At 50.5% G+C, this 21,435-nt stretch carries 24 protein-coding genes; 9 read left to right on the top strand and 15 right to left on the bottom strand.

The genetic code is table 11. The features are described from left to right. Nucleotides 1-51 precede the first annotated feature (51 nt). Complete coding sequence (locus IE055_RS15825; RefSeq protein ID WP_189402656.1) at nucleotides 52-447, top strand: hypothetical protein; 396 nt, start codon at nucleotides 52-54, stop codon at nucleotides 445-447. An 84-nt stretch (nucleotides 448-531) separates the two neighbouring features. On the opposite strand, the gene IE055_RS15820 is transcribed toward IE055_RS15825, so the two are convergent. The 4 genes from IE055_RS15820 to IE055_RS15805 are packed head-to-tail and all read right to left on the bottom strand — an operon-like array spanning nucleotide 532 to nucleotide 4,894. After that, a complete protein-coding gene (locus IE055_RS15820) occupies nucleotides 532-1,398 on the bottom strand; it encodes an SDR family oxidoreductase (protein WP_189402655.1) in 867 nt (288 codons plus the stop codon). After that, entirely contained in the window at nucleotides 1,398-2,552 is a 1,155-nt protein-coding gene (locus tag IE055_RS15815) for a cation:proton antiporter domain-containing protein (RefSeq protein ID WP_189402654.1), read from the bottom strand. Before IE055_RS15815 ends, IE055_RS15820 begins: the two co-directional genes overlap by 1 nt. Before the next feature lie 55 nt (nucleotides 2,553-2,607). Next, a complete protein-coding gene (locus tag IE055_RS15810) occupies nucleotides 2,608-4,026 on the bottom strand; it encodes a flavin-containing monooxygenase (RefSeq protein WP_189402653.1) in 1,419 nt (472 codons plus the stop codon). Nucleotides 4,027-4,030: 4 nt separating this feature from the next. Continuing rightward, nucleotides 4,031-4,894, bottom strand: a complete 864-nt coding sequence (locus tag IE055_RS15805; protein ID WP_189402652.1) for a metal-dependent hydrolase — start codon at nucleotides 4,892-4,894, stop codon at nucleotides 4,031-4,033. A gap of 184 nt (nucleotides 4,895-5,078) precedes the next feature. On the opposite strand from IE055_RS15805, the gene IE055_RS15800 reads away from it, so the two are divergent. Together IE055_RS15800 and IE055_RS15795 are read left to right on the top strand one after the other, a co-directional pair. After that, nucleotides 5,079-5,726 (top strand): TetR/AcrR family transcriptional regulator, encoded by a 648-nt coding sequence (locus tag IE055_RS15800; RefSeq protein ID WP_189402651.1) that lies wholly within the window; start codon nucleotides 5,079-5,081, stop codon nucleotides 5,724-5,726. After that, nucleotides 5,719-6,555, top strand: a complete 837-nt coding sequence (locus IE055_RS15795; protein ID WP_189402650.1) for an SDR family NAD(P)-dependent oxidoreductase — start codon at nucleotides 5,719-5,721, stop codon at nucleotides 6,553-6,555. Before IE055_RS15800 ends, IE055_RS15795 begins: the two co-directional genes overlap by 8 nt. Here IE055_RS15795 and IE055_RS15790 read toward each other — a convergent pair. The 3 genes from IE055_RS15790 to IE055_RS15780 are packed head-to-tail and all read right to left on the bottom strand — an operon-like array spanning nucleotide 6,552 to nucleotide 8,363. After that, nucleotides 6,552-7,010 carry a YkvA family protein gene (locus IE055_RS15790; RefSeq protein ID WP_189402649.1) on the bottom strand — a complete coding sequence of 153 codons (459 nt, stop codon included), beginning with the start codon at nucleotides 7,008-7,010 and terminating at the stop codon, nucleotides 6,552-6,554. The two genes, IE055_RS15795 and IE055_RS15790, sit on opposite strands and share 4 nt — an antisense overlap. Nucleotides 7,011-7,068: 58 nt before the next feature. Beyond that, nucleotides 7,069-7,647 (bottom strand): thioredoxin family protein, encoded by a 579-nt coding sequence (locus IE055_RS15785; RefSeq protein WP_189402648.1) that lies wholly within the window; start codon nucleotides 7,645-7,647, stop codon nucleotides 7,069-7,071. Beyond that, entirely contained in the window at nucleotides 7,647-8,363 is a 717-nt protein-coding gene (locus IE055_RS15780) for an NUDIX hydrolase (protein ID WP_189402647.1), read from the bottom strand. The genes IE055_RS15785 and IE055_RS15780 overlap by 1 nt, the downstream gene beginning before the upstream one ends. Before the next feature lie 106 nt (nucleotides 8,364-8,469). Here IE055_RS15780 and IE055_RS15775 point away from each other — a divergent pair, with 106 nt between their 5' ends. Further along, nucleotides 8,470-9,303, top strand: a complete 834-nt coding sequence (locus tag IE055_RS15775; protein WP_189402646.1) for a purine-nucleoside phosphorylase — start codon at nucleotides 8,470-8,472, stop codon at nucleotides 9,301-9,303. Nucleotides 9,304-9,364: 61 nt separating this feature from the next. On the opposite strand, the gene IE055_RS15770 is transcribed toward IE055_RS15775, so the two are convergent. Next, entirely contained in the window at nucleotides 9,365-10,042 is a 678-nt protein-coding gene (locus tag IE055_RS15770) for a hypothetical protein (RefSeq protein ID WP_189402645.1), read from the bottom strand. Between the two features lie 350 nt (nucleotides 10,043-10,392). Between IE055_RS15770 and IE055_RS15765 the strand changes: the two genes are divergently transcribed. Continuing rightward, the gene (locus IE055_RS15765; protein WP_189402644.1) at nucleotides 10,393-10,785 is read left to right on the top strand and encodes an RNA-binding S4 domain-containing protein; all 393 of its coding nucleotides are present in this window, start codon (nucleotides 10,393-10,395) and stop codon (nucleotides 10,783-10,785) included. On the opposite strand, the gene thrH is transcribed toward IE055_RS15765, so the two are convergent. Then, nucleotides 10,782-11,402, bottom strand: coding sequence for a bifunctional phosphoserine phosphatase/homoserine phosphotransferase ThrH (gene thrH / locus IE055_RS15760; protein WP_189402643.1), 621 nt, complete (start codon nucleotides 11,400-11,402; stop codon nucleotides 10,782-10,784). The two genes, IE055_RS15765 and thrH, sit on opposite strands and share 4 nt — an antisense overlap. Nucleotides 11,403-11,535: 133 nt before the next feature. On the opposite strand from thrH, the gene hemW reads away from it, so the two are divergent. Beyond that, on the top strand, nucleotides 11,536-12,690 hold the full coding sequence (gene hemW / locus IE055_RS15755; RefSeq protein ID WP_189402642.1) for a radical SAM family heme chaperone HemW: 1,155 nt from the start codon (nucleotides 11,536-11,538) through the stop codon (nucleotides 12,688-12,690). Between the two features lie 3 nt (nucleotides 12,691-12,693). Here hemW and IE055_RS15750 read toward each other — a convergent pair whose 3' ends face one another. Further along, nucleotides 12,694-13,455 carry a DUF4097 family beta strand repeat-containing protein gene (locus IE055_RS15750; protein ID WP_189402641.1) on the bottom strand — a complete coding sequence of 254 codons (762 nt, stop codon included), beginning with the start codon at nucleotides 13,453-13,455 and terminating at the stop codon, nucleotides 12,694-12,696. A 161-nt stretch (nucleotides 13,456-13,616) separates the two neighbouring features. On the opposite strand from IE055_RS15750, the gene hemJ reads away from it, so the two are divergent. Both hemJ and IE055_RS15740 read left to right on the top strand, forming a co-directional pair. Beyond that, a complete protein-coding gene (gene hemJ / locus IE055_RS15745) occupies nucleotides 13,617-14,030 on the top strand; it encodes a protoporphyrinogen oxidase HemJ (protein WP_189402640.1) in 414 nt (137 codons plus the stop codon). Between the two features lie 10 nt (nucleotides 14,031-14,040). Next, a complete protein-coding gene (locus tag IE055_RS15740) occupies nucleotides 14,041-14,457 on the top strand; it encodes a DUF2721 domain-containing protein (protein WP_189402639.1) in 417 nt (138 codons plus the stop codon). 1 nt (nucleotide 14,458) lies between these two features. On the opposite strand, the gene tmpT is transcribed toward IE055_RS15740, so the two are convergent. After that, the gene (gene tmpT, locus IE055_RS15735) at nucleotides 14,459-15,154 is read right to left on the bottom strand and encodes a thiopurine S-methyltransferase (protein ID WP_229794326.1); all 696 of its coding nucleotides are present in this window, start codon (nucleotides 15,152-15,154) and stop codon (nucleotides 14,459-14,461) included. Nucleotides 15,155-15,276: 122 nt separating this feature from the next. Between tmpT and IE055_RS15730 the strand changes: the two genes are divergently transcribed. Then, the gene (locus tag IE055_RS15730) at nucleotides 15,277-15,741 is read left to right on the top strand and encodes a tRNA (cytidine(34)-2'-O)-methyltransferase (RefSeq protein WP_189402637.1); all 465 of its coding nucleotides are present in this window, start codon (nucleotides 15,277-15,279) and stop codon (nucleotides 15,739-15,741) included. Here the strand turns inward: IE055_RS15730 and IE055_RS15725 are convergent. From IE055_RS15725 to IE055_RS15710, 4 genes are all read right to left on the bottom strand, one after another. Further along, nucleotides 15,714-16,607, bottom strand: a complete 894-nt coding sequence (locus IE055_RS15725) for an ROK family protein (RefSeq protein WP_189402636.1) — start codon at nucleotides 16,605-16,607, stop codon at nucleotides 15,714-15,716. The genes IE055_RS15730 and IE055_RS15725 overlap by 28 nt on opposite strands. 1 nt (nucleotide 16,608) lies before the next feature. Beyond that, complete coding sequence (locus tag IE055_RS15720) at nucleotides 16,609-17,667, bottom strand: glycoside hydrolase family protein (RefSeq protein WP_189402635.1); 1,059 nt, start codon at nucleotides 17,665-17,667, stop codon at nucleotides 16,609-16,611. 5 nt (nucleotides 17,668-17,672) lie between these two features. After that, nucleotides 17,673-18,908 (bottom strand): MFS transporter, encoded by a 1,236-nt coding sequence (locus IE055_RS15715; protein ID WP_189402634.1) that lies wholly within the window; start codon nucleotides 18,906-18,908, stop codon nucleotides 17,673-17,675. A 107-nt stretch (nucleotides 18,909-19,015) separates the two neighbouring features. Continuing rightward, complete coding sequence (locus tag IE055_RS15710) at nucleotides 19,016-21,286, bottom strand: TonB-dependent receptor domain-containing protein (RefSeq protein WP_189402633.1); 2,271 nt, start codon at nucleotides 21,284-21,286, stop codon at nucleotides 19,016-19,018. Nucleotides 21,287-21,435 lie beyond the last annotated feature (149 nt).

Here is a 21,435-nt window from a genome sequence, read left to right as displayed (position 1 = left end):
TCAGCTCACTTCGTTTAGATTGATTTTATCGTAATCAATCAGGAGGTTTCTATGAAGACTTTTTCCCGCTTATCCATGGCTGGCGCTGGTCTAATTGCCCTACTATTGCTGGTACCCGGTACCGCCGCTGCCAAAGGTAGTGTGCATATCGACATACCCGGTTTAAGCATTGGTGTGCATGACGACCACTATCGCCACCACCGCAAGCAATACCGTGGTGACCGGCATCTCAAAAAACGTCACTATCGCAAACGCCATCGCCAATCCTACTACCACGACAAGTATTACCGCGATCCTTACTACTCAAACCAATACTACTACGGCGGCGGCCGTCGGGACTACCGCTCCCGCTACACGCCGCGTTGCCCGACAGCCGGCTTCTCAGATTACTATCTACGCAACCGTGATTGTTACCGGCACAAAGATCACTTTCACTGCGGCAACTAGATCCTGAGCAGGGGTTGGGATGCTGGTGGCCCCCACACCAGCAATGGCGAACCGCGCTGCCACTTAATCGGTAGCGCGGTTTAGTCAGTATTTAATCCCCTGCATAAAATCCGGATACGTCAACTCGACACCCAAGTCCGTCAACATTTTCAGATTGCTGATTTTCCGCGACTCACTCAGGTACGACAACATCCCGTCGCTGAGTTGCTGCTGAGCTTCCTGCATTGTGATCTCGGGTAGTGGATCATGTCCTAAGACATGCGCTGCAGCCTGCAAATATTCAGTAATTGACCCTGGCCGACCATCCGTCACATTGTAAATTTCACCGCGTTCGCCACGCTGCATTGCGGCAACACACACGCGTGCCAGATCATCGGCATGTATTCGATTCGTATAGCCACACTCATCACGCTTGACCACCGGAATCCCAGCCTTTATGCGCTCACGCGGTAGGCGACTGTAGGCATAAATCCCAGGCACACGCAGGATTACCACCGGTACGCGCAGCTTGTAGCCCCAGGTTAACCAACGCTGCTCCATATCAAGCCGTCTCTGTCCACGCTCAGTACTTGGATTAGTCGGAGTTTGTTCCGTCACCCAGTCACCGTCACAATCACCGTATACACCCGTGGTGCTGATGACCACCACCTTACTCGGGCGAATCTTATCCTTGGTCAATGCGGTTAGCAGCGCTTCGGTACGCAGATCCTGAGTACCGTGTTTAGGTGGCGCGACGGTGTAGTAGAGCTGACTTTCATGACAGGGACTCAATCCGCGCTGAAGTTTATCTAAATCTACACGCAGTGCCATGACGCCGAGACGCGAGCAGACTTCGGCGCTGGCCGATGAACGCACGTAAGCCACCAGCGCCTCACGTGAGACACCATCATTTATCAACGCTCGGGCGATACGCCGGCCTACGTCACCGCAGCCGAAAATAATCTGACTCATTAGTCGCGCCTTAACCTCTCTGATACAGCGACGGGGGTTGGGTACCGCAACACAATAGAATAGCTGGAACCGATGAAGGTCACTAAGGTAGCAAGCTGCACAAAATACACGGCAGCGGGCTCGATCAACGCGCTTTGCAAGGCTACGAATACGATCAGCAACGAAAACTCGCTCATCTGACCAAGTCGAAAACCGGTTTCCCAACCCAGCTTACTGGTTTCCGATACTCGATGCAGTGCAAAACGAAAAATGACTGGCTTGACCACCAGCATGGCACCGCCCAAGAGAATTGCGGGCAGCCAAATTTGATCCAATGCCGACAGGTTCAAGCCTGCGCCTAAGGCAAAGAAAAACATCACTAAAAAGAAGTCCCGTAACGGCTTTAGGCTTTCCGAAATAAACAGCGCAATTGGGCTAGTTGCCACGGTGATCCCAGCAATAAACGCCCCGGTTTCGTGTGAAAAACCGATCGCGTGTGCCAAGTGCGCAATACCCAGACACCATGCTAACGCCAACAGAAATACGTACTCCTGAATGCGATCGTACTTACTCAGCAATTTGAGCAATATCCATCGCTTTAAAGCCCACGCAAGCAAGACGAGCAGGGGCAACAACACCACCAACTTGGCCAACTCAACCATGGTGTTTAATTCGGACGACGCGGCTTGAAAAGCGATTAGCACCACGATGGCAATCATATCCTGTAGCAACAGCACGCTGATAATGACCTCTCCCGTATGGCGATGATGAAGAACCGTCGTCGGCAATAGTTTCAACCCGATAATAGTGCTCGAGAACATGCACGCGACGCCAATAATAATGGCGTTTACCGTATTAAATCCGGCGAGTGTCGCAAACGCCCAACCGACCGATGCAAAAACCGCAGAGGTCAACAACGTCACAATCATGGTTTGACGTAACAACACCAACAGTTTTTTTGGGCTCAAGTTCAAGCCGAGCAGGAACAGCAAAAAAATGATGCCGATGTTCGAAATGTCTTGAATCAGAACCGTGTCAGTCACCCATTTAAGCCCCCAAGGGCCCAATACCATCCCGAGTACGATGTATCCGATAATCAACGATTGGCGCGCCACCAAAGCCAGTGTGCCAAACACCGCCGCGCCGACGAAGATTAAAAACAGGGAATGAATCATGCCCTTATGCTAACCCAAGCATTTGTAGATAGAAAAGGGTATTTACGCAGCGGTATCAGCTGAAGGTCATGGCTTGGTCATCGACCGCCGTGAATCGGAGGGCGAGGTTGTCGAGAATAAAATTCTGATTCAAACGCCACGGTTTGGTGCTCGCCTGTTTGGGCAGGTCGTCCAGAGCGCGTTGAATGTACCCCGAACTTAAATCCATCAACGGTGCGTCATGCAACGGCCCTTGTGGCTGCGGGTTACAGATACGATGGCCGTTCTCATTCATATAATTAATCAAGCGTGAAGCATAACGGTGCGTTAAGTCCACTTTCAAGGTCCATGACGCATTGGTGTAACCGACCGCCAGAAACGTGTTCGGCACGCCGCTCAACATCATGCCTTTGTAGACGTAGGAATCACGGGTATGCAACGGTTTACCATCGACAATAAATTTCAACCCACCGAGAAACTGGATCTGCAAACCGGTGGCAGTCACAATCGTATCTGCCAAGATTTCCTTGCCAGATTTAAGTTGAATACCGCGCTCTGTAAAACGAACGACGTGATCGGTTTCAATGCTCGCCTTGTCTGCCTTTATAGCCTCGAAGAAGTCAGCGTCCGGACACAGACAAACACGCTGGTCCCAAGGGTTGTAGCGCGGTGTAAAATGCTTCGCGTCGAACTTGTCACCCAGAATTTCTTCAATGTTATGCGACATCTTGCGTTTCACAAAGTTGGGAAACGTCTTAGAAATCCAATAGATAAACATGGTGCTGAGAATAAACCACCAGCGCGCAGCCCAACGCCCGAACAACGCTGCGAGCCGGTTGGCGATAGGGTCTTTTGCCGGCTTGGAACCAAGATACGTTGGTGATCGTTGTAACATAGTCACATGCTTGGCTTTTTTCGCCAGCGACGGTACTAACGTGACAGCAGTTGCACCACTGCCGACCACCACCATCGTCTGGTTGGTGTAATCGAAATCTTCAGGCCAGAATTGCGGATGAATAATGTCGCCTTTGAAGTCCTTCGCGCCAGGGAAATCAGGTGAATAGGCTTCGTCATAACTGTAATAACCCGCGCACATGTACAGAAACTGGCAGCTGAACTGTTTTCCGTCGGTAGTAGTCAAGGTCCACCTTGCTTGGTCGGTATTCCATGCGGCTTGTACAATATGGTGGCCGTACTGAATATGCTGATCAATTCCAAACTCGTCGACCGTGGCGTTGAGGTAGTCCAGTATTTTACTTTTCTCAGCAATCGCAGACTGGTCCTCCCAAGGGCGGAAGGAGAATCCGAACGTGTACATATCAGAGTCTGACCGAATCCCTGGGTAATTAAATAAATCCCAAGTGCCACCAAGGGAATCACGCCTTTCCAGTACAGCGTATGTTTTTTCCGGGTTGTAGGTCTGCAGGTGGTAAGCAGCGCTAATACCCGAGATGCCAGCACCAATTATAATGGCATCAAAATGCGTCGTAGCCATTTGCTTATCGAGCTACAAAATACGGTGCCAGAGCTTGCTTCCACTGCTCGACCAGCTTGGAATCGTCATGCTGCCAAGGGTGAAAGTTCTTATCCAAAAACATCGTGTACAACGGCTTCACGGACTTAATCAACCCTTGTTCGCCGAACAGGTATCGCCACAGCACCTTACGGTCTCGCCATGTGGACTTGTAGCCCATCTCACGCAGTAGAAAACGGGTTGCCATCGTCATCTTGAATGGAAATTCCCAGTAGCAAAAATACCTGAATTCGCGGCGTAAAGCTTTGATGTCGCCGACACAATGCATATACACGTCAAACGCCACCGACTTATGCTCGATTTCTTCAATCGCATGCCATTGGAGCAATGTTCGAACCGAAGCCGGAAAATGTTGCATCGAATCCGCGTTGGTTAGCGCAAAGTGCGCCATCACGGCTGTGACATGTTCCGCCACCACGGTTCGAGCCAAGCGGCGTTCTGCAGTCCATTCATCGGCGCGCTTGATCAACACGTCCTTGAACACGCGCTCTATCTGCTCTATTCGATACCCGAGCGACTCAAATAATTTATTGATTTTACGATGCTGCAATGAATGGTGCGCTTCCTGCGCGGCAAATTCTTTCATTTCCTGCTGCAATTTCGGGTCTGTTACTTGATCTTTAAACAAGCGAACAGAATGGATGAATTCAGTTTCTCCGGGCGGAAAACTGGCCGACATCGCCACCCAAAGTGCGCTGATTTGCGGACTTCCTTGATAAAAAAATGGTGAGTCGAAATCATCAAATTCAAATCGGACCGTTCGTGGTTCAATCACCAGTTTGGAATGCGATTGAGTGTCTACTATTTGTGGATTGGTACCTGCATTCATGGCTCACCTGCTGTGGAGTAAGGTTTTCGCTACCGGTTAACACAGCCTGAAGTATCTCAGTGAGTCGATTTCAGACTTAGTTCTGGTATTCATGTTTACAAGGTTGTAAACTATATGCTCACTACTTTAGAGTCTGTTGACAGCTCTGTCAATAGCAGGTTTCAAACGGGTCAAATAATTTTTTATGGCAAGAAAAACTCACGATTCACCGGAAGCGGCGAAAGAGGCTATCCTGGATGCAGCGGAATCCATGTTGGTCGACGTTGGAGCAGCAGGACTACGCATTAGTGCGGTCGCAAAACGCGCTGGCATGGCACATCCGAATATCATTCACCATTTTGGCTCACGTGACGGCATGGTCAACGCGCTAGCAGAACGCGTCGGTAATCGCGCTACCGAACGCATCACACACGCCATCGATGACGCGCTTTCCGCACCACCTGAAGACCGCGTTGCTGCCATCACACACATCCTTGAGACGGTATACCCAGATGACGAAGGTCGTGCTGCGGTTTGGCTACACCTGGATGGCGCCAAAAGTTCATTGAAACCGAATATGGAAAGAATTGTCGAACTGTCCCATAAGTTTCGACTAATGATGGATCCCGATGCCAAGATTGAGCACTCCAAACGCGTGGTCATGTTGGTCACGTTGGCCTTGGTCGGCGAGGTAGTATCTGGGACCGCAATGAAGGAGGCACTCGGCTACGACCTCGACGAATCCAAAGGCGATCGCGCCTATTTCAAACGCTGGCTAGCCAAGATTTTATTGAATTTGTCTGATGAAAAATTAAATACCCGCAGTAACAATCACAGGAATAGTCATGAATAAGTTTCAACAGAGTGTTGCCGTGGTAACCGGTGCCGCCAGCGGTATCGGGCGTGAATTAGCCTTGGAGCTAGCTCGACGCGGTGCACGAATCGCCATTTCTGACATCGACCAAGATGGGTTGGTCGAAACAAAGTCCATTGCTGAGCAACTCGGCGCCGAGGTACTGTCGCAGACGCTGGATGTCTCGAACCGCGAAGCGGTGTTTTACCATGCAGACCAGGTGGAGGAACACTTCGGCCAAGTTAATCTCGTAATTAACAATGCCGGTGTCGCACTCAAATCTGGTACCTTGCAAACCACATCACTCGACGAGTTCGAATGGCTCATGGGCATCAATTTTTTTGGTGTGCTATACGGCACAAAAGCATTTTTACCAATTCTAGAGCGCGCGCGGTGGGGCCATATCGTCAATTTGTCTAGCCTGTTTGGCTTGATTGGCGTGCCCGAGCAATCAGCCTATAACGCCAGCAAATTTGCAGTGCGCGGCATGACTGAGGCATTACGGCAGGAACTTGAGTTATCTAATAGCACCGTCAGTTGCACCAGCGTCCATCCTGGCGGGGTTAAAACCGATATAGCGCGGAACGCTCGCGTCGGCGGAGAGTTCGATAGCCAGACCGATGCTGAACGAGAATCCGACGTTAAACGGTTCGATAAACTGGCTCGCACCTCAGCGGCATCAGCTGCCAATCAAATTCTGGATGCAGTTCTGACCAACAAAAGGCGCTTATTAATTGGTAGGGACGCCAAGATGATGGACGTAATCCAACGCGTTGCACCAAACGGGTACCATAGAATACTGCACAAGGTGATGCGCGAAACCAATTAGTCCTTGGCCGGCCCAGGCAACAACAACGGCTCCGGGTCTGACTCTTCCGCCTGAGCCTTTTCCCATTCAGTAAATCGATCCAGATCTTGTGATAGCGCATTGACCGTCCAAGCCAACAAACTGATGTCGTCTAGAAATCCCAACCCAAGCAGAAAGTCAGGAATCAAGTCGATTGGCATCACAAAGTAAATAACCGAGGTCGCCAGTAAAGCCAAGCTTTCTTTGGAAATGTCCCGATAGTCGCCTTTCGCATAACGCTTGAGTAATCTAAACGCAGTTTTAACTGGCTCAACGATATCGGAAAAGCGCTCGTTATTACCTAATACGTTTAGAATCCGCGCATTGGAGACCAGCTCTAACAACTTCGCCGGACTGCCCAAGGTCGCATTCACCGCATGCTTGGCTTTTTGGTAGGCCCAGCTGTTAAGAAGTCTGGGTGGTGTTTTTTCTGCCATGCGGGTCTCCGTTATTCACTTAATCATACTGCACGGTCACCGGACAATCCGGTCATGGTTAGAAGTAATCCGGCTCATTCCCCGACCGCCATTTGATATTGCAACCAATACTTGGAATTTGCTGCTCAGTGGTTGGCTTCTCGGCAAGCACTGCATCCAGCGCCGCGGTCAGATCATGTCCATCTATTGGGTGACTATTGCTCGGTCTGGAGGCGTCCATTTGTCCGCGGTATTGCAGCCGGTGTTGTCGGCTATAGACAAAAAAGTCAGGTGTACACGCCGCACGATACGCCTTTGCTACCGCTTGCGTGGCATCAAACAGATACGGAAAATCAAAACCATGCTGCGCCGCAAAGCTCTGCATTAAATCGGGCCCGTCTTGTGGATAGGTCTCGATATCGTTCGCGTTGATTGCCACCACACCAAAACCGTCTTTCTGGGCCCGATTTGCAAGCTGCACCAGCGGTCCGATGAGGTGCAAAACGTACGGGCAATGATTGCAAATGAACATGACGAGCAGCGGCTGTCCATCAAAGTCGGATAAATTAACGATCTGGTTACGATTTGTGACGTCGGGCAAGCTAAATTCGCTGGCAGGCGTTCCCAGATCACGCATAGTTGAAGCAACGGCAGCCATTACTTGTACCTCATCTTCGCGACCTTGCGCGTAATTTTGTCCACATTATCGCGATTCATTTCACGGTGTTCAATGTTACTCAACACTTTGCGTTGCTGCTCTGTTAGCACCGGCATAGGCCAACCGAGTAATTCATGTAAGGTCATCAGCATACGTAAACTCAGGCCCCATAAAACCTGATTCTTACTGTCGTCGATCATCACTCCGGGCATATCCATAGAGTTATCCAACGGGTGCGCAAAGGCATGTGCATTACGGTCATCGTGCAATACTCCAAGTGGCAACCACACCATGTCCGCCACTTCATGGTTCCCGACCAGATCCAGTTCGCGATCAGGTTTAAACACAAAACAGGACACATGCACACTATAGACACCATCGACCTTGAGACCATATAAATCATCCAGTTGGCCGACCAGATCTTGGCGTTGCAAACTTGCGCCGACCTCTTCTTCTGCTTCTCGCATGGCGGCGGCCAACGGGCTGTGGTCCGCCGCTTCGATCTTACCACCTGGAAAAGACATCTGGCCCGACCAAGGATCGCCTTCGTGCTGGGCCCGCTGCATCATCAAAAATTCAGTGCCATGCTCTGCGTCACGTAAAATAATGGCAACCGCTGCACGCAACAAGCTTTCCAGCGAGCGAGATTTCGGCTGATAAGCACGAATAAGATTTAGCTCTTGCTCACCAATTAACATATCATCACGAACATCCACATTTACCTTACCTCAATTATGCCTGAACCGAAGGCTGTGTTCTAGAATTCGCTTACACAGCCTCATAAACTAGGGCCTGTTCAGCCTAACAACGTTGACCTTCATTATGTCGAACCCAGAGATAAAAATTGCATTAGCCGAACGGGTAGCACGCGCTGCGAAGAGTATCCGAGACGTGTATGCCGACCCGATCCAAACCGCCATCGTCCTCGGTACAGGTTTGTCGGGATTAGATTTGCCCGGATACGAACCCGTAGCGACCATCCCGTATCATCAGATTGACGCCCTACCACGATCCACCGCTCCTAGCCATGATAGTGAATTACGGCTGGTCTCGAATGAGAACCAAACCATTGCCTTGTGCGCGGGGCGACATCATCTATACGAAGGATACACGGCACAGGAGGTCTGTTTACTTACGTATACGCTGCGCGCCCTGGGTTGCGAGACGCTGATCATTACCAACGCTTCCGGTGGACTGAATCCGGCCTTTACACCAGGCGAGATTATGTTATTGAACGATCACATTAACCTGACCGGCCACAACCCCTTAATTGGTCAGGATGAACGCCTTGGTATTCGCTTTCCTGATATGTCTGAACCCTACGACAAATCACTGATCGATAAAACGCTCAGCATCGCGGGCGAACTCAAGTTACGCGTCCATCAAGGCGTGTATGCTGGTGTGTGTGGCCCTTCACTCGAAACGTCCGCAGAACGGCGGATGCTGCGAGTTTTGGGGGCGGATGCGGTGGGCATGTCAACTGTCCTAGAGGTAATAGCGGCCAACCATTGCGGCTTACGTGTGCTCACCATGGCAGCAATTACCAACATGGCAACAGGTGATGAAAATCAACAACCAGATACCTTAGAAGATGTGTTAGCTAACGCGACATTGGCCGCACAAGGAATGCGTGAAATACTGTCGCGCTTAGTGTAACTAAAACACGCAGTAAACGAGTGAGCGCGTATAGGATTTCGCGCGCTCAGTAAGACCCAGATTACCAGCTTAGATCAGTACCTAGCAGGAAGCCGGAACTGGAACCCAAATCTTCTATCACTGGGTCTTCTAGGTCTAACGAGAAGACTCGATAGCCAGCTTTAAGCGACAATGAAGGCAGTGGTTTGTACAACAATCCTGCTTCAATTTCGTAACCCGTTGCATCCAAGTCCGTGATTTCTTCGTCCAACTCAGGAAAATATGAGGTCAAACCATACACCTGAAAAGAATCAAACACATTATAGCGACCGCTGACCGAAACTTTCGGGCCACTGGCGGCGATTTGCGAATCAATGTCCAGCGCCTGCCAACCTAGTCCAAGTTCCAGATTGGATTTGTCTTGGTCGCCGAATAGGCGTCGCTTGACATCAAGGTTGAAGTATTTGCTGTCTTCAGGAAGTCCGAATACATCGTCTTCATCATTTTGCATCAGCTTCGCGCTGACGCCCCAGTTATTGGTCCAAAACTCGCCTTTCCCTAGAAACGAGTCGTACTGGCTCTCACCGAAGACTGAGACGTTTACATCTTCCGACAACCACATCAGGTTTGGTTTGGGCGCCAGTTCATCGTCATCAGACGCGGCATAACCGGTCAACGATAGCACCATAGTCGCCACAAACAACACGGCCCGAACGCTTGAACGTATCGGAGCTGCTCTGCTTGAATCGTGTGTTTTCATGACTATTTATTAAATTTCTCTCTCGCCTATCCAGATCCAATCCTCTCGGCGTTGGTGTACGCACGACACCGCGAAGATCACCATGTTACCTACCACTTAAAATACTGGTTTTTTATGTAACACTACCAGCACAACCCCAGCGCGATTAATAGTTAGAATGTAAACCCAATATACACCGTGATCGCTCGCCAACAGTTTGCTTTTTGGCTAGCCCTCACTTTTACTTACAGCGCTAAGTCGTTGTTCTTTCGACTAATTACAGTATAGTCCTAAAATATGACTAAGTTATGGCAATTTTGCGGTAAAAGCGCAAATTTAATGTTTGAACCCTCGATTAAAGACCGAAAAACGTGAAAAATGCTTCTCAAAACAGCGTTCGAATCGACAAATGGTTATGGGCCGCTCGATTCTTCAAAACCCGTCAACTGGCGATCAAAGCATTAAAATCCAGCCAAATTGCCAGCGGTAGACAATCCTTAAAACCTGCAAGCCAGGTCCGTATCGGTGATGTGTTGACCATAAAACGCGGCGTTTACACCCTGCAAATCGAAATTTTGGCACTCAGCGAGTCACGCGGGTCCGCGACGATCGCACGGACTTTATACGCAGAAACCGACGAGAGCCTGCGCGCGCGTGACGCGTTGAAACAACAATTGGCAGCGCAGCCGCAAATCGATGTCGATCGACGCAAACCGGATAAACGAGGGGTCCGCTCGCACCGCGCACTTAAACGCGGCGACTAATCTTTAACCGGCATGGCGGCAACCGCCGCATCAATATGCTGACGCAGTTGGGCATAATCGGTAGCAACCGGAAACTGCGGAAACTCATCGATTACATTTTGCGGCGGACAAAACAGAATTCCCTGTTCTGCTTCTGACAACATGGTGGTGTCGTTGTAGGAGTCTCCTGCGGCCACCACATTAAAGTTCAGCTCATGCAAGCGGCGTACCGTTTCACGCTTATGGTCAGGTTTTCGCAGTTTGTAGTCGGCAATTCGCCCTTGCGCATCAAGAATCAGTTCGTGGCAGAAAATCGTCGGCCAATCGAGTTGCTGCATCATAGGCGTCGCAAACTGTTGGAAGGTATCCGACAGGATGATCAACTGATGGTCCGCACGCAACTCATCACAGAACTGCTTGGCCCCATCCAATGGCGTCAACGTAGCAATCACTTCCTGAATGTCCTGAATACGAAACTCATGTTCAGCACATAATTTGAGCCGGAAACGCATCAGTTCGTCGTAATCTGGTATGTCACGGGTTGTGGCCTTGAGTTCTTCAATACCTACTTTTTCGGCAAAATTAATCCATATTTCTGGAATCAGAACGCCTTCCAGGTCCAAGCAAACAATATTCATACAATGGTTGTGCTGCGCGCGCCCGCGTCGCATTTAAGCAGGTTGATGTAGGCTGCACAATAAGCGTTCAGATTCCTCAGTTCAAGCGTTGAATTCGCTTTGCGGCGACTGACGCACGTGACACAATCCGCGCATGAGCGCGATTCCCCTAAGCCTATACATTCACGTACCGTGGTGTGAACGCAAATGTCCGTATTGTGACTTCAACTCACACCAGCAACGCGACACCTTGAATGAGACTGAGTACGTTACAACGTTGCTAGCAGACCTGGATGCCGACCTACATCAGTTTGGACCAGCGCTACAACAACGCCCGATTCAAACCATTTTTATCGGCGGCGGCACGCCATCTCTATTTTCGGCGGACAGCTACGCCCGCTTATTCGATGGGATTCAACAACGACTTGCGTTTGCATCAGATATCGAAATAACGCTGGAAGCCAACCCTGGCAGCAGCGAAGCTGGTAAGTTCAGTGGATTCCGTCAGGCTGGGATCAATCGCTTGTCGATTGGCGTTCAGAGTTTTAACCCCTCGCACCTCAGCGCGCTGGGACGCATTCACTCATCAAACGAAGCCGTTTTAGCCGCACAGGCAGCGCAACAGGCCGGATTTACCAATTTCAATTTGGATCTGATGTTTGGCTTGCCGGAACAAACCGAGGCGCAGGCGCTTGCGGATCTTGCGCAGGCCATCAGCCTGAATCCGACGCACCTCTCTTGTTACCAGCTTACGATTGAACCCAACACCCTGTTCTATCACGCACCGCCGGTAACCCCAGACGATGAAGCTCTGTGGTCAATGCAAGACACGCTACAAGCTGGACTTACCGCGCATGGGTATCAGCACTACGAAGTCTCAGCGTATTCACAAGCCGAAAAACGTTGCCGCCACAATCTCAACTATTGGCAATACGGTGATTACCTTGGAATTGGCGCCGGCGCGCATGCCAAAGTGACCTTAGACAACACCGTGCAACGGGCCTGGAAAATTAAGCATCCTGCCACATATATCGCAGCCGACAATAAGCTGGGCGACAAATCTTGGTCACTCATTGAGCCGAATAAACGACCGTTTGAATTTATGATGAATGCACTGCGTTTGTTGGATGGATTCAGCAAGTCACTGTTCGAACAGCGCTGCCAATTACCGCTTTCATACATTGACGCACTGCTGGAAAAGCACGCAAAGCTCGGACTAATCGAAATCGGTGATGAGCATGTGAGACCGACTCAATTCGGCCACAACATGCTCAACATGATGTTAGAGGACTATCTGGAATATCACTAGTGCTTATCGTGGCAGCGTCACTTTACCGGCAACGCGCTCGTAACTGATACCCCCAGAACCGTCGGCCTGTACAGTGAAATCACCGCCCACATTTGCTACTTTGATACCGCCGCTGCTGTCACGTTTGATCAACACATCTTTCTTAACATTATCAACGTCGATCCCACCGGAACTGTCGACCTCCACCACGAAGTTACCCGAAATATAACTGGCTTCGATGCCACCGGAACTGTCGGTCACGCTCACATCACCTAGCACGTCTTTAATCTCGAGGCTGCCCGATGAGTCCACGACGGTCAGGTTACCCGCAATTTTCTCAATTTCCAGCGGGCCGGATGAGTCGCGCATATCCAGCGCTGCCACATTCTTGATCTCGGCCTCGCCGCTGCTGTCGTCCACATCCAACACCATTTTCTCTGGCACCTTTAAGGTCAGATCAATGCGCGCCTGATCGTAACCGCCGAACAGTGAACGATCCGGGTAGATGGTACGAATTGTTGTCGTGTCGCCGCTGGTGTTGTCGGTCACGTCCATTTTAGCGAGGGCCTCTGCATCGTCTGAGCACAACTTGGCTTTAATCACGATGTCGCTGCGGTTTTCGCCAACAATCTCCAACTCGCCCGCGCCCGCCTTAACCACGAGTTGTTTGGCTTCAGCCACACTCACCGTGCGCTCGAGACTCCGTATTTGGTCACACTCATCGCCCCAAGCCAACGCAGAATTGCTGATCGCCATACACGCGCTCGCTATAAGAATTCGTTTCATTTGGTTACTCCGTAAATAAATTTCGCTCATTAAAGAACTAAGACGCCACGAAGTCAAAAAAGGTTTACACACAGACGAAAAAACCTCTGTATCTGGATTCACTTCAAATCAGTTTAAACCAGTTTATACTTAATGCTGTTGCTTATACATCGTCACTCCCCATGCTCTGGATAAAATCACTTCATATCATCGCAGTTATCAGCTGGATGGCCGCCATTTTGTATATGCCAAGACTGTTCGTGTATCACTCGATGTCCGAAGACACTGAAAGTCGAGAGCGCTTTAAGATAATGGAGCGTAAATTAATGCGCGGCATCATGACGCCGGCCATGATTGCGACCTTGGTATTCGGCGTTTGGCTGTGGCTGGGTTACGGTTTCAAAGGCGGCTGGATGCACGCCAAATTAGCGCTGGTTGTGTTGCTTATGGCGTTTCATATGTGGTGCGCAGCAACAATTAAAAAGCTGGCCCGAGATGAAATACCGCACGGTCATGTTTTTTACCGTTGGATGAACGAACTACCCGCCGTGGCGATGATTATTATCGTGATTCTGGTGGTCGTGAAACCGTTCTAAGGGAGTCATCATGTCCTTAAGCATCACCGATCCGGCATTTCTTTTCCCCGGCATATCATTGTTGTTTCTGGCCTATACGAATCGCTATCTGGCCCTCGCCAACGTTATTCGAGCGCTAAACCACTCAGTAGACGAACACCATTCGGCCAACCTGGTCGAGCAAATCCAGTCTTTGCATATGCGCATCACGCTCATTAAATACATGCAGGCATTTGGTGTGGTGGCTTTCTTGTTTTGCGTTCTGGCAATGTTAGCGCTTATCTGGCAGCAACAAGTTGCTGGCGAAATTCTATTCGTCAGCAGTCTGGCCGCGATGTTTGTGTCGCTGCTGCTGTCGTTGACCGAAGTACTTAAATCCGGTCAATCACTGAAAATTGAACTTGACCGCACCCAAGTCAGAAAACAGCGCAAAAAGACCACCACTTAAATTACTGAACCCTAGGCTCTAGTAACCAGGTAGCAATGTCTGCCGCCACTCTGCCCCTAAAGCCCCCATCGATGGTCTCGCGCGCCATTAGTTTGACCTGATAATCGCACGCGTAATGCCTGTTCACCTCGGCTTCGCTGATAGAAAACGGCGGTCCAGCAAAGGCCGATTGATCATATTCATAGGTCACCAATAGCTGTGGTGCTGATTCTGCCAAGGTTTTCAAATGCGCGGTGTACTGATCTCGAAGCGGCGGCGCCAGTGCCACCAATGCTGCACGGTCATAAACCGCGTCCACGTCGCCCAGCAACGCATTGGTTAAAGCAAAAAAATCGCCCTGCCACACAACAAGATTGTGTGCTGAGTAAGATCGTAGATCACCAACTGATTCCACTGTGTGCGCCAACCCTATTTCGGTGAACAGTTCGGTGAACAGTTCTGAGACAGCCACCGGACTGAGTTCGACACCAACCACACGATACCCGCGCGATAGCAACCAAGCGATATCGCGCGTCTTACCACACAGAGGCACAAATATTCGCGCCGCGGCTGGCACGCCAAGCTGATCTATATGATTAGCCAAGGATGAATTCACCACGCCTTCGTGAAACCCGATGTCTCGGGCTGCCCACTTTTGATGCCAATACTCGGCTTCCATAATCACCTCACTGAATGTTTGTGCGTTGCTACTTTCCACCTCACACCATAGCGCCTCAAGCTAACTTGAGGTCAAACGCTTACTCAAATATTGGCTCATCGTAGCGCACCGATTGCGCTCGGTGTATCCTATTAACATCGTTCTCTGATTAAAACCTACGCATGTTCCACGTCGTTCTGCATAGCCCCAAGATCCCTCCCAATACCGGCAATGTCATCAGATTGGCAGCGAATATTGGGTTTCATTTGCACCTAATTGAACCCCTTGGGTTTGATCTGGAGGTGAAGCAACTGCGTCGCGCAGGTCTTGATTACCATGATTTGACCAATGTGACGCGTCATCCAGATTACTTTTCATTTCTGCAGAGCGTGGTGCCAAAGAAGGTCTATGCTATAACCACCAAGGGTAAAGCCCGTTATTCCGATGTCGCCTTTGAACCCGGCGACGCGTTGTTGTTTGGTTCTGAAACGGATGGGTTGCCATCAGACGTCATGAACAGCGTGGATGAATCAGACCGCGTTCTTATTCCGATGCGACCCAATAATCGCAGCCTAAACTTATCCAACTCGGTGTCGATTCTGGCCTATGAGGCCTGGCGTCAGATGGGGTTTGACGGCGCGGTTTGAATTAAGCGTAGTGCACCGGTCAAACCACTCAATTCGGCTAGCCCAGGTGCAACGATGACTGTGTCGAACCCGTCGAGCTCAGAGTTCACTGGTAGGTATCCTGCAAGACGCGTTTCGGTTTGAGTTCGAACTTTTTCCAGCAGTCCGGGCGCTTGCATCACACCACCGCCAAGAATTATTCGCTCGGTCGAAAGCACACAAAGTAAGTTGACGCACATGTCAGCAAGATTGATCGCAATATCGTCCCACAGCGGGTCGTTGGTAGCCAACTGCTCAGCAGGTTTGCCCGCGCGTTTGGCGATGGCCGGACCACATACCAGTCCTTCAAGGCAGTTCTTATGAAACGGGCAGCTTCCTTCCACACCGTGAGCAGGAACGCGCATGTGCCCCACTTCCGGATGCATGAACCCGCTCACCAGTAGATCATTAACCAAAATCCCGGCCCCCAACCCCGTGCCGACGGTAACGTATACGGCATTCGAGACGCCGAGTGCCGCGCCATACGCAGCTTCGGCTAACAAGGCACCATTTACATCGGTCGTGACTGAGACCGGTAGCCCAAGCGCGTCGAGCAAACCTTGTCGTAACGGATACTCGCTCCAACCCGGCTTAGGTGTTGCGAAGAACTGGCCGTAGCGCGGATCCCGTGGATCGACATTCAATGGCCCGAATGACGCGACACCGATTCCCGAGATCGGACCTGACTTAGTTTGGGCGGTGCGAAAAAAGTCGACCACCTCAGCCATGGTCGAGTCAGGATCACGGGTTTCGATTCGCACCACTGTGTCAAAATTTAACGGGTCAGCGCCGACACCACAAACGACCTTGGTGCCACCGACCTCAATCGCGCCAAAACGTTCAGCCATCTTACGCCTCCGGGTTCAACTTGATTGTAAATGGTGCGGAAAACGTCAACGGTTTGTCGGCCGCCTCGGTATAAGGGGCGATACAAAGTAACTCGCCAGTCGAAAAGTCCGCGCGAAGCACCGTCATACCGAACATGTGTTTCGCCCCCAACCCCAAAGAACTTCCTGTAGGACTGTGTGGCCGCCACGGCCCGCGTACTGACTCAGCGACATACATCCGAATTTGCTTATCTACTTCCGCATCGGACTGCCCTTCATACAGTCGATTGCAGGTCGCACCAATCAAATAAAACTGCTGGTTTTCCGAGTCATGATACACCTTAGGCAATTCGAACTGAGTAAAGCCATTGTCATCGGGGAGTCGTGTTGGTGGATACAAGGTGTCGATCTGATACTCCGCGTTGAGTTTGGCATGCCCCAAAGCTGGCGTCATTCGATCCGCTTTGGCACACCAAAACAGGTGCAAGTCGCCGTCCACTTCGAGCACATACGGGTCACGCCAGGCGAGTATCGGCCCGCCATCTTCTCCGTCTTTATGACCGAGATTCGCACGCTCTGCCAGGTAGTAACCTGCTGCGGTAATTTCTTCCCAATCCGTAACGGGTGAGGAGATTAACTGAATCGAATCTGCGTCTATCGCATTGCCGTCCGAGCTAAACGCCATCGCCATAGACTGAAGAAAGGGTCTCTCCGAGCCCTGTTCAGCCAAGCCCGTAAAGGCAACCAGTTTGCGCTGATCCGCTAGCAATGTCATGGAACTACTCCACACCGTACGCGCATCAAAGCTAGCTAACGCTGGCCTTGGCTCCTGAAAACAACCCAAATCATGCCAACTTTCTCCATGATCACTGGAACTAAAATGGCGAACATGGAACGGCACATTGTTGCGCTCATGCGGCTGTAAGCGAACGCCATTTTTGAGAATACGCTCTACCGCCAAACTGTATAAATGCAAAATACCATCCTGCTCATACGACCACGCATCCCACAAAAAGTAGTCGGGATGCTCGATACCGTCATAGAAAACACTGGCTGCGCCCTGTTGTACAGAATACGTCATAGTTGCTACACCTGATTTTTGTAATCGCGCTGCTCTAGCTCGTGCAATCGTCTGCGCGTTGGGTCTTTAAGCAAGTTGAACACGAAGCCGAAAAACAGCACCACGGCAAAACCAGTCGCGACAATGAATCCGTACACCGCATCCCCACCGTTCGCATCGCTCACGATGCCCATCAATAATGGACCTGCCGCTGCGCCCAAGGCTGTAAAAAAGAGAATCACGCCCGCTGCCGCGCCGTGTTTGTGCTTTTCAAAGCAACTGATGCCTTTCGAGTTAACGGTGGGATAAATTACTGACATAAATAGGCCGGAAAGTGGCAGCAAATACACCGCGGCTGATTTGCCCCAGATAATAGCGCCAAGAAAACACGCCGCGATAATCCCGGTGAACAACACCATTACCGCCGCCCAGTTAAACCTTGCCATCATCCACACGCCAACGAAGCGACCACCAGCGCGCAAAATAAAGAAGATCGGTAAGGCGTAGAGTGCCAGCCATACCGCCTCACCTTGATAGCCAAGTAAGTAGGTTGGCATCCATACATAAATAGCGCTTTCTGTCGCTACATACAGGAAGGCCGCCAAAGAAAAACCCAACGCATAAGGGTCTTTCACCATGCGCAATGTGCGTGCCACATCGATGGGCTTATCGGTCTGAGCCATGGTCTTCGGATAATCGATACGCCACGCCGCGAGGATTAACCCCACGCACAGCACAGCCGCGATCACATACAGCCATTTCCACTCCATGCCATTGTTCAGCAGATAGGTGACCAGGAAGGGCCCAATGATGGCGCCAACGCCAAAGAATGCTTCGACGCCGTTCATGGTCGCGGTGTGCTCGGTCGTTGAACGAGTAATATCGCCGATCAAGGCCAAAGCCGCTGTTTTAAAAATACCGATCGCCAAACCTGACAAGACCATCAAGGTCAGGTAGAACCAAAAAGTGCTCTCTATGACAAATAAAAACGAGTTTGCCGCGAACAGCGCCAACCCGAGTATGATGGCGCGCTTACGGCCTAGTTTGTCGGCGAGATGCCCAAAACACATACCCGCAATGGCAATGGCGACCATTGGTCCATAGTGTAGCAACCCTGCTGCAGTGAGACTCAGATCAAATGCTTTCATGACTTCAGGAATGACCACACCAACTGCGTCGGTGGTCATCGCAAACATCATGAACATTAAATACGTGAGCCAACGAACCGCACGAAGATCATGGGAATGAGTGTGTTGCGTCATTTCAACCTCTCTTGCTGTAGTCAGTTTGTTCGTTTATCGAGTGTAACTGGCCCTGAGCTTCACTGACCGAATCAACTCAGGGCACAGCTACTTTCCCCCCGGAAAAACTAAAAACTGTATCGCAGTGTGGCCGACGTAGTGCGCCCATTTATTGGACGAATTCGGACAAAATCCCCTATAAATGCTGCACCTTCTTCACCTTCCGTGAAACCAACTTCATCGAACAGGTTATTCGCATTCAGGCTTACGCTAAGCTTGTCGTTGAAACGGTAATTGAAGAATAGGTTTGCAGTGATGTAGCTGTCGAACTTAAGGCTATTGTTATCTTGCACGAAGACCTCATCGGTACCAACGAAGTTAATACCCGTATCCCACATGTCTGCGCTGTAGTGTGGCGTCACATTAAAGATATAGTCAGCTTGTCGGCGTGGCGTATTCCCCGCGTTTGCGCCGCTGGTGATTTCTGAATCTGTTAATGTGAGACTGCCTTTGACACCAAACCCGTTGCTAAACAACAAGTCACCTTCTAACTCAAACCCAGATGCGGAAAATGTATTACCACGCAGCGTCTGCGACGTTACTTCAAACTGACGAGACTCTTCGGTATCCGCATCAAAATAAGTCACATAGAAAGACGCAATATCACCACGGTACTTGAAGCCGATCTCAGTCTGTTCCACTGTGCTGTACGCCGACTCACTCAAGATACTGCCATCGTCACGCAGACTGCCAGTCACCCGGTCTGGGGAGGAAATTGCGCCGCCTTCAGATACGTTGGCAAAAAGAGCCATGTTGTCGTTCAGTGCGTAGTTAACCCCAATCGACCATGAATCGAAATCGGTGTCGTAGTCAGCACGTCGAGCCGCCCCCAAGGTTGGTACGGCCTGCTCGTTTGCTGCGATAACACCATCACCATTCACATCCAGTGGCACTAAAACCGTACTTTCCTGGAACGAGCCTGTGACGTCATAATTGTCCTTACGATAACTGGCATCCCAACTCAGATTTTCACCAAAGTTGCCGGAAACCGAAACGTACGGCGCACTGCCTTCGATCTCAAAGTCGTAGGCACGTGTACAGCAGTTACCAAACGCCGGATTGCCATAAAGTACACCACCGATTGAGTCACCTTGATCAAACACACTCAGGTTGCCATCCAAGCGACGGTAATACTGGTTGAAATTCCACGTGGTGCTGATCGTCTGATCCACCAACGCAATACCGGCCTTAACGATCACTGAACCGAAATCAGCACTCAAACTGACATCCGCGAAGTCATTGCCGACATCGTTAACTTCCGTATCAAAGTACACGATTTCGACCGACGGACCCGCAGCGCCATCCACAAAGGTATTCGCCGGGAAAGGTGATGCAAAATTTCCTTCAGTCGATGCAGTACGGTACTTTACCGCGCCGCTCAAAACGTCATTAAAATCATAGTCAGCAGCTAAAGCAAACGAGGTCATCTGCGCTTCAAAACCATCACCTTGCACTGCCGCTATGCCGTCTCGGCGCGGTGCGAAATCAGTCGTGTTTAAGAACAAAGTTCCGTCACCAAAATTGGTACCCAATTCAGAAAAAGTACTACCCCCGCTGTATTGGGCCGGAATTGGCAAATAGGTTGGCACTTCGTCGTCCAAATGCTTCAGATGGAATTTAAGTGAACCCTTGTCGAATGTTTTTGCAACCGTCGCCTTGACCTGAAACCCTTCTTCGATGTCGTCGCTTGCAGCACGCGGTCCTTCGCCCGAGCGATAAAAGCCCCCGATGTGGTAGGTCCAGTCACCACCAAGATCACCGCCATTCTCGATATCCAGTCGCAACGAGTCGTAATCTAACCCCAGCGTTAAACCAACCGAACCACCTGCTTGTTCGCCAGTTTTGGAAATAAAATTAATTATCCCACCTGGCGCGTTGGCTGCTTGCGTCGACGCAGAACCACCACGAATCGACTGCACACTGCCAATTGTGGTATCGAAGCGTAACCAGCTATCTGCTGTGGCGAAGGCGGCATCTCCAACTAACATCACAGGAAATCCGTCTTCCTGCAGCGACAAATAACGCGCTCCGCCCGAACTGATCGGTAAACCGCGCACTTTGATGTTTGCGTTGGCGTCTCCCGATGACGATTCGGCTTGCACACCGGGCACATTCCGAAAAATCTCTGCGGTGGAACGCGGAGCGAAGTTGGTCACGTCTTCTGCGTTGATCGCAGTGACCGACATAGTCGACTCTAATTTACTGGTCGGCTGTGGTACTCCGGTAACAATGACTTCTTCAAGTGGCGCCTCGCGCTCTTGCGCAATGGCTGGGGTAAGCAACATACCACTGACTGACAAAGCAACGGCATTCAACGTTAACGTTTTAGATACGTTCATGATTAATCTCCTCACTGGCTTTCTTATTTTTTAGCACACTCAACAACGGCGTTAAGTGAGATAGACACCTAGGCACTTCTTATTTTTATTCTTTCGCATCGAAACTCCTAGCTTAGGCGCAACTTGGAGTCCAGCAGTGTCATGGTTAT

The organism is Arenicella chitinivorans, from assembly GCF_014651515.1.
GTDB classification, from domain to species: Bacteria; Pseudomonadota; Gammaproteobacteria; order Arenicellales; family Arenicellaceae; genus Arenicella; species Arenicella chitinivorans.
This window is presented reverse-complemented; position numbering and strand designations above follow the sequence as displayed.

What these genes read in the sequence shown, in the direction of transcription:
- IE055_RS15815 (WP_189402654.1), bottom strand. Translation starts at nt 2,552, where the DNA reads ATGATTCATTCCCTGTTTTTAATCTTCGTCGGCGCGGCGGTGTTTGGC.
- IE055_RS15725 (WP_189402636.1), bottom strand. Translation starts at nt 16,607, where the DNA reads ATGGCTGAACGTTTTGGCGCGATTGAGGTCGGTGGCACCAAGGTCGTT.
- IE055_RS15715 (WP_189402634.1), bottom strand. Translation starts at nt 18,908, where the DNA reads ATGACGCAACACACTCATTCCCATGATCTTCGTGCGGTTCGTTGGCTC.
- IE055_RS15775 (WP_189402646.1), top strand. Translation starts at nt 8,470, where the DNA reads ATGTCGAACCCAGAGATAAAAATTGCATTAGCCGAACGGGTAGCACGC.
- IE055_RS15820 (WP_189402655.1), bottom strand. Translation starts at nt 1,398, where the DNA reads ATGAGTCAGATTATTTTCGGCTGCGGTGACGTAGGCCGGCGTATCGCC.
- IE055_RS15770 (WP_189402645.1), bottom strand. Translation starts at nt 10,042, where the DNA reads ATGAAAACACACGATTCAAGCAGAGCAGCTCCGATACGTTCAAGCGTT.
- IE055_RS15800 (WP_189402651.1), top strand. Translation starts at nt 5,079, where the DNA reads ATGGCAAGAAAAACTCACGATTCACCGGAAGCGGCGAAAGAGGCTATC.
- hemJ (WP_189402640.1), top strand. Translation starts at nt 13,617, where the DNA reads ATGCTCTGGATAAAATCACTTCATATCATCGCAGTTATCAGCTGGATG.
- hemW (WP_189402642.1), top strand. Translation starts at nt 11,536, where the DNA reads ATGAGCGCGATTCCCCTAAGCCTATACATTCACGTACCGTGGTGTGAA.
- IE055_RS15790 (WP_189402649.1), bottom strand. Translation starts at nt 7,010, where the DNA reads ATGGCAGAAAAAACACCACCCAGACTTCTTAACAGCTGGGCCTACCAA.
- IE055_RS15795 (WP_189402650.1), top strand. Translation starts at nt 5,719, where the DNA reads ATGAATAAGTTTCAACAGAGTGTTGCCGTGGTAACCGGTGCCGCCAGC.
- thrH (WP_189402643.1), bottom strand. Translation starts at nt 11,402, where the DNA reads ATGAATATTGTTTGCTTGGACCTGGAAGGCGTTCTGATTCCAGAAATA.
- IE055_RS15825 (WP_189402656.1), top strand. Translation starts at nt 52, where the DNA reads ATGAAGACTTTTTCCCGCTTATCCATGGCTGGCGCTGGTCTAATTGCC.
- IE055_RS15805 (WP_189402652.1), bottom strand. Translation starts at nt 4,894, where the DNA reads ATGAATGCAGGTACCAATCCACAAATAGTAGACACTCAATCGCATTCC.
- IE055_RS15810 (WP_189402653.1), bottom strand. Translation starts at nt 4,026, where the DNA reads ATGGCTACGACGCATTTTGATGCCATTATAATTGGTGCTGGCATCTCG.
- IE055_RS15785 (WP_189402648.1), bottom strand. Translation starts at nt 7,647, where the DNA reads ATGGCTGCCGTTGCTTCAACTATGCGTGATCTGGGAACGCCTGCCAGC.
- IE055_RS15740 (WP_189402639.1), top strand. Translation starts at nt 14,041, where the DNA reads ATGTCCTTAAGCATCACCGATCCGGCATTTCTTTTCCCCGGCATATCA.
- IE055_RS15710 (WP_189402633.1), bottom strand. Translation starts at nt 21,286, where the DNA reads ATGAACGTATCTAAAACGTTAACGTTGAATGCCGTTGCTTTGTCAGTC.
- IE055_RS15750 (WP_189402641.1), bottom strand. Translation starts at nt 13,455, where the DNA reads ATGAAACGAATTCTTATAGCGAGCGCGTGTATGGCGATCAGCAATTCT.
- IE055_RS15720 (WP_189402635.1), bottom strand. Translation starts at nt 17,667, where the DNA reads ATGACGTATTCTGTACAACAGGGCGCAGCCAGTGTTTTCTATGACGGT.
- IE055_RS15730 (WP_189402637.1), top strand. Translation starts at nt 15,277, where the DNA reads ATGTTCCACGTCGTTCTGCATAGCCCCAAGATCCCTCCCAATACCGGC.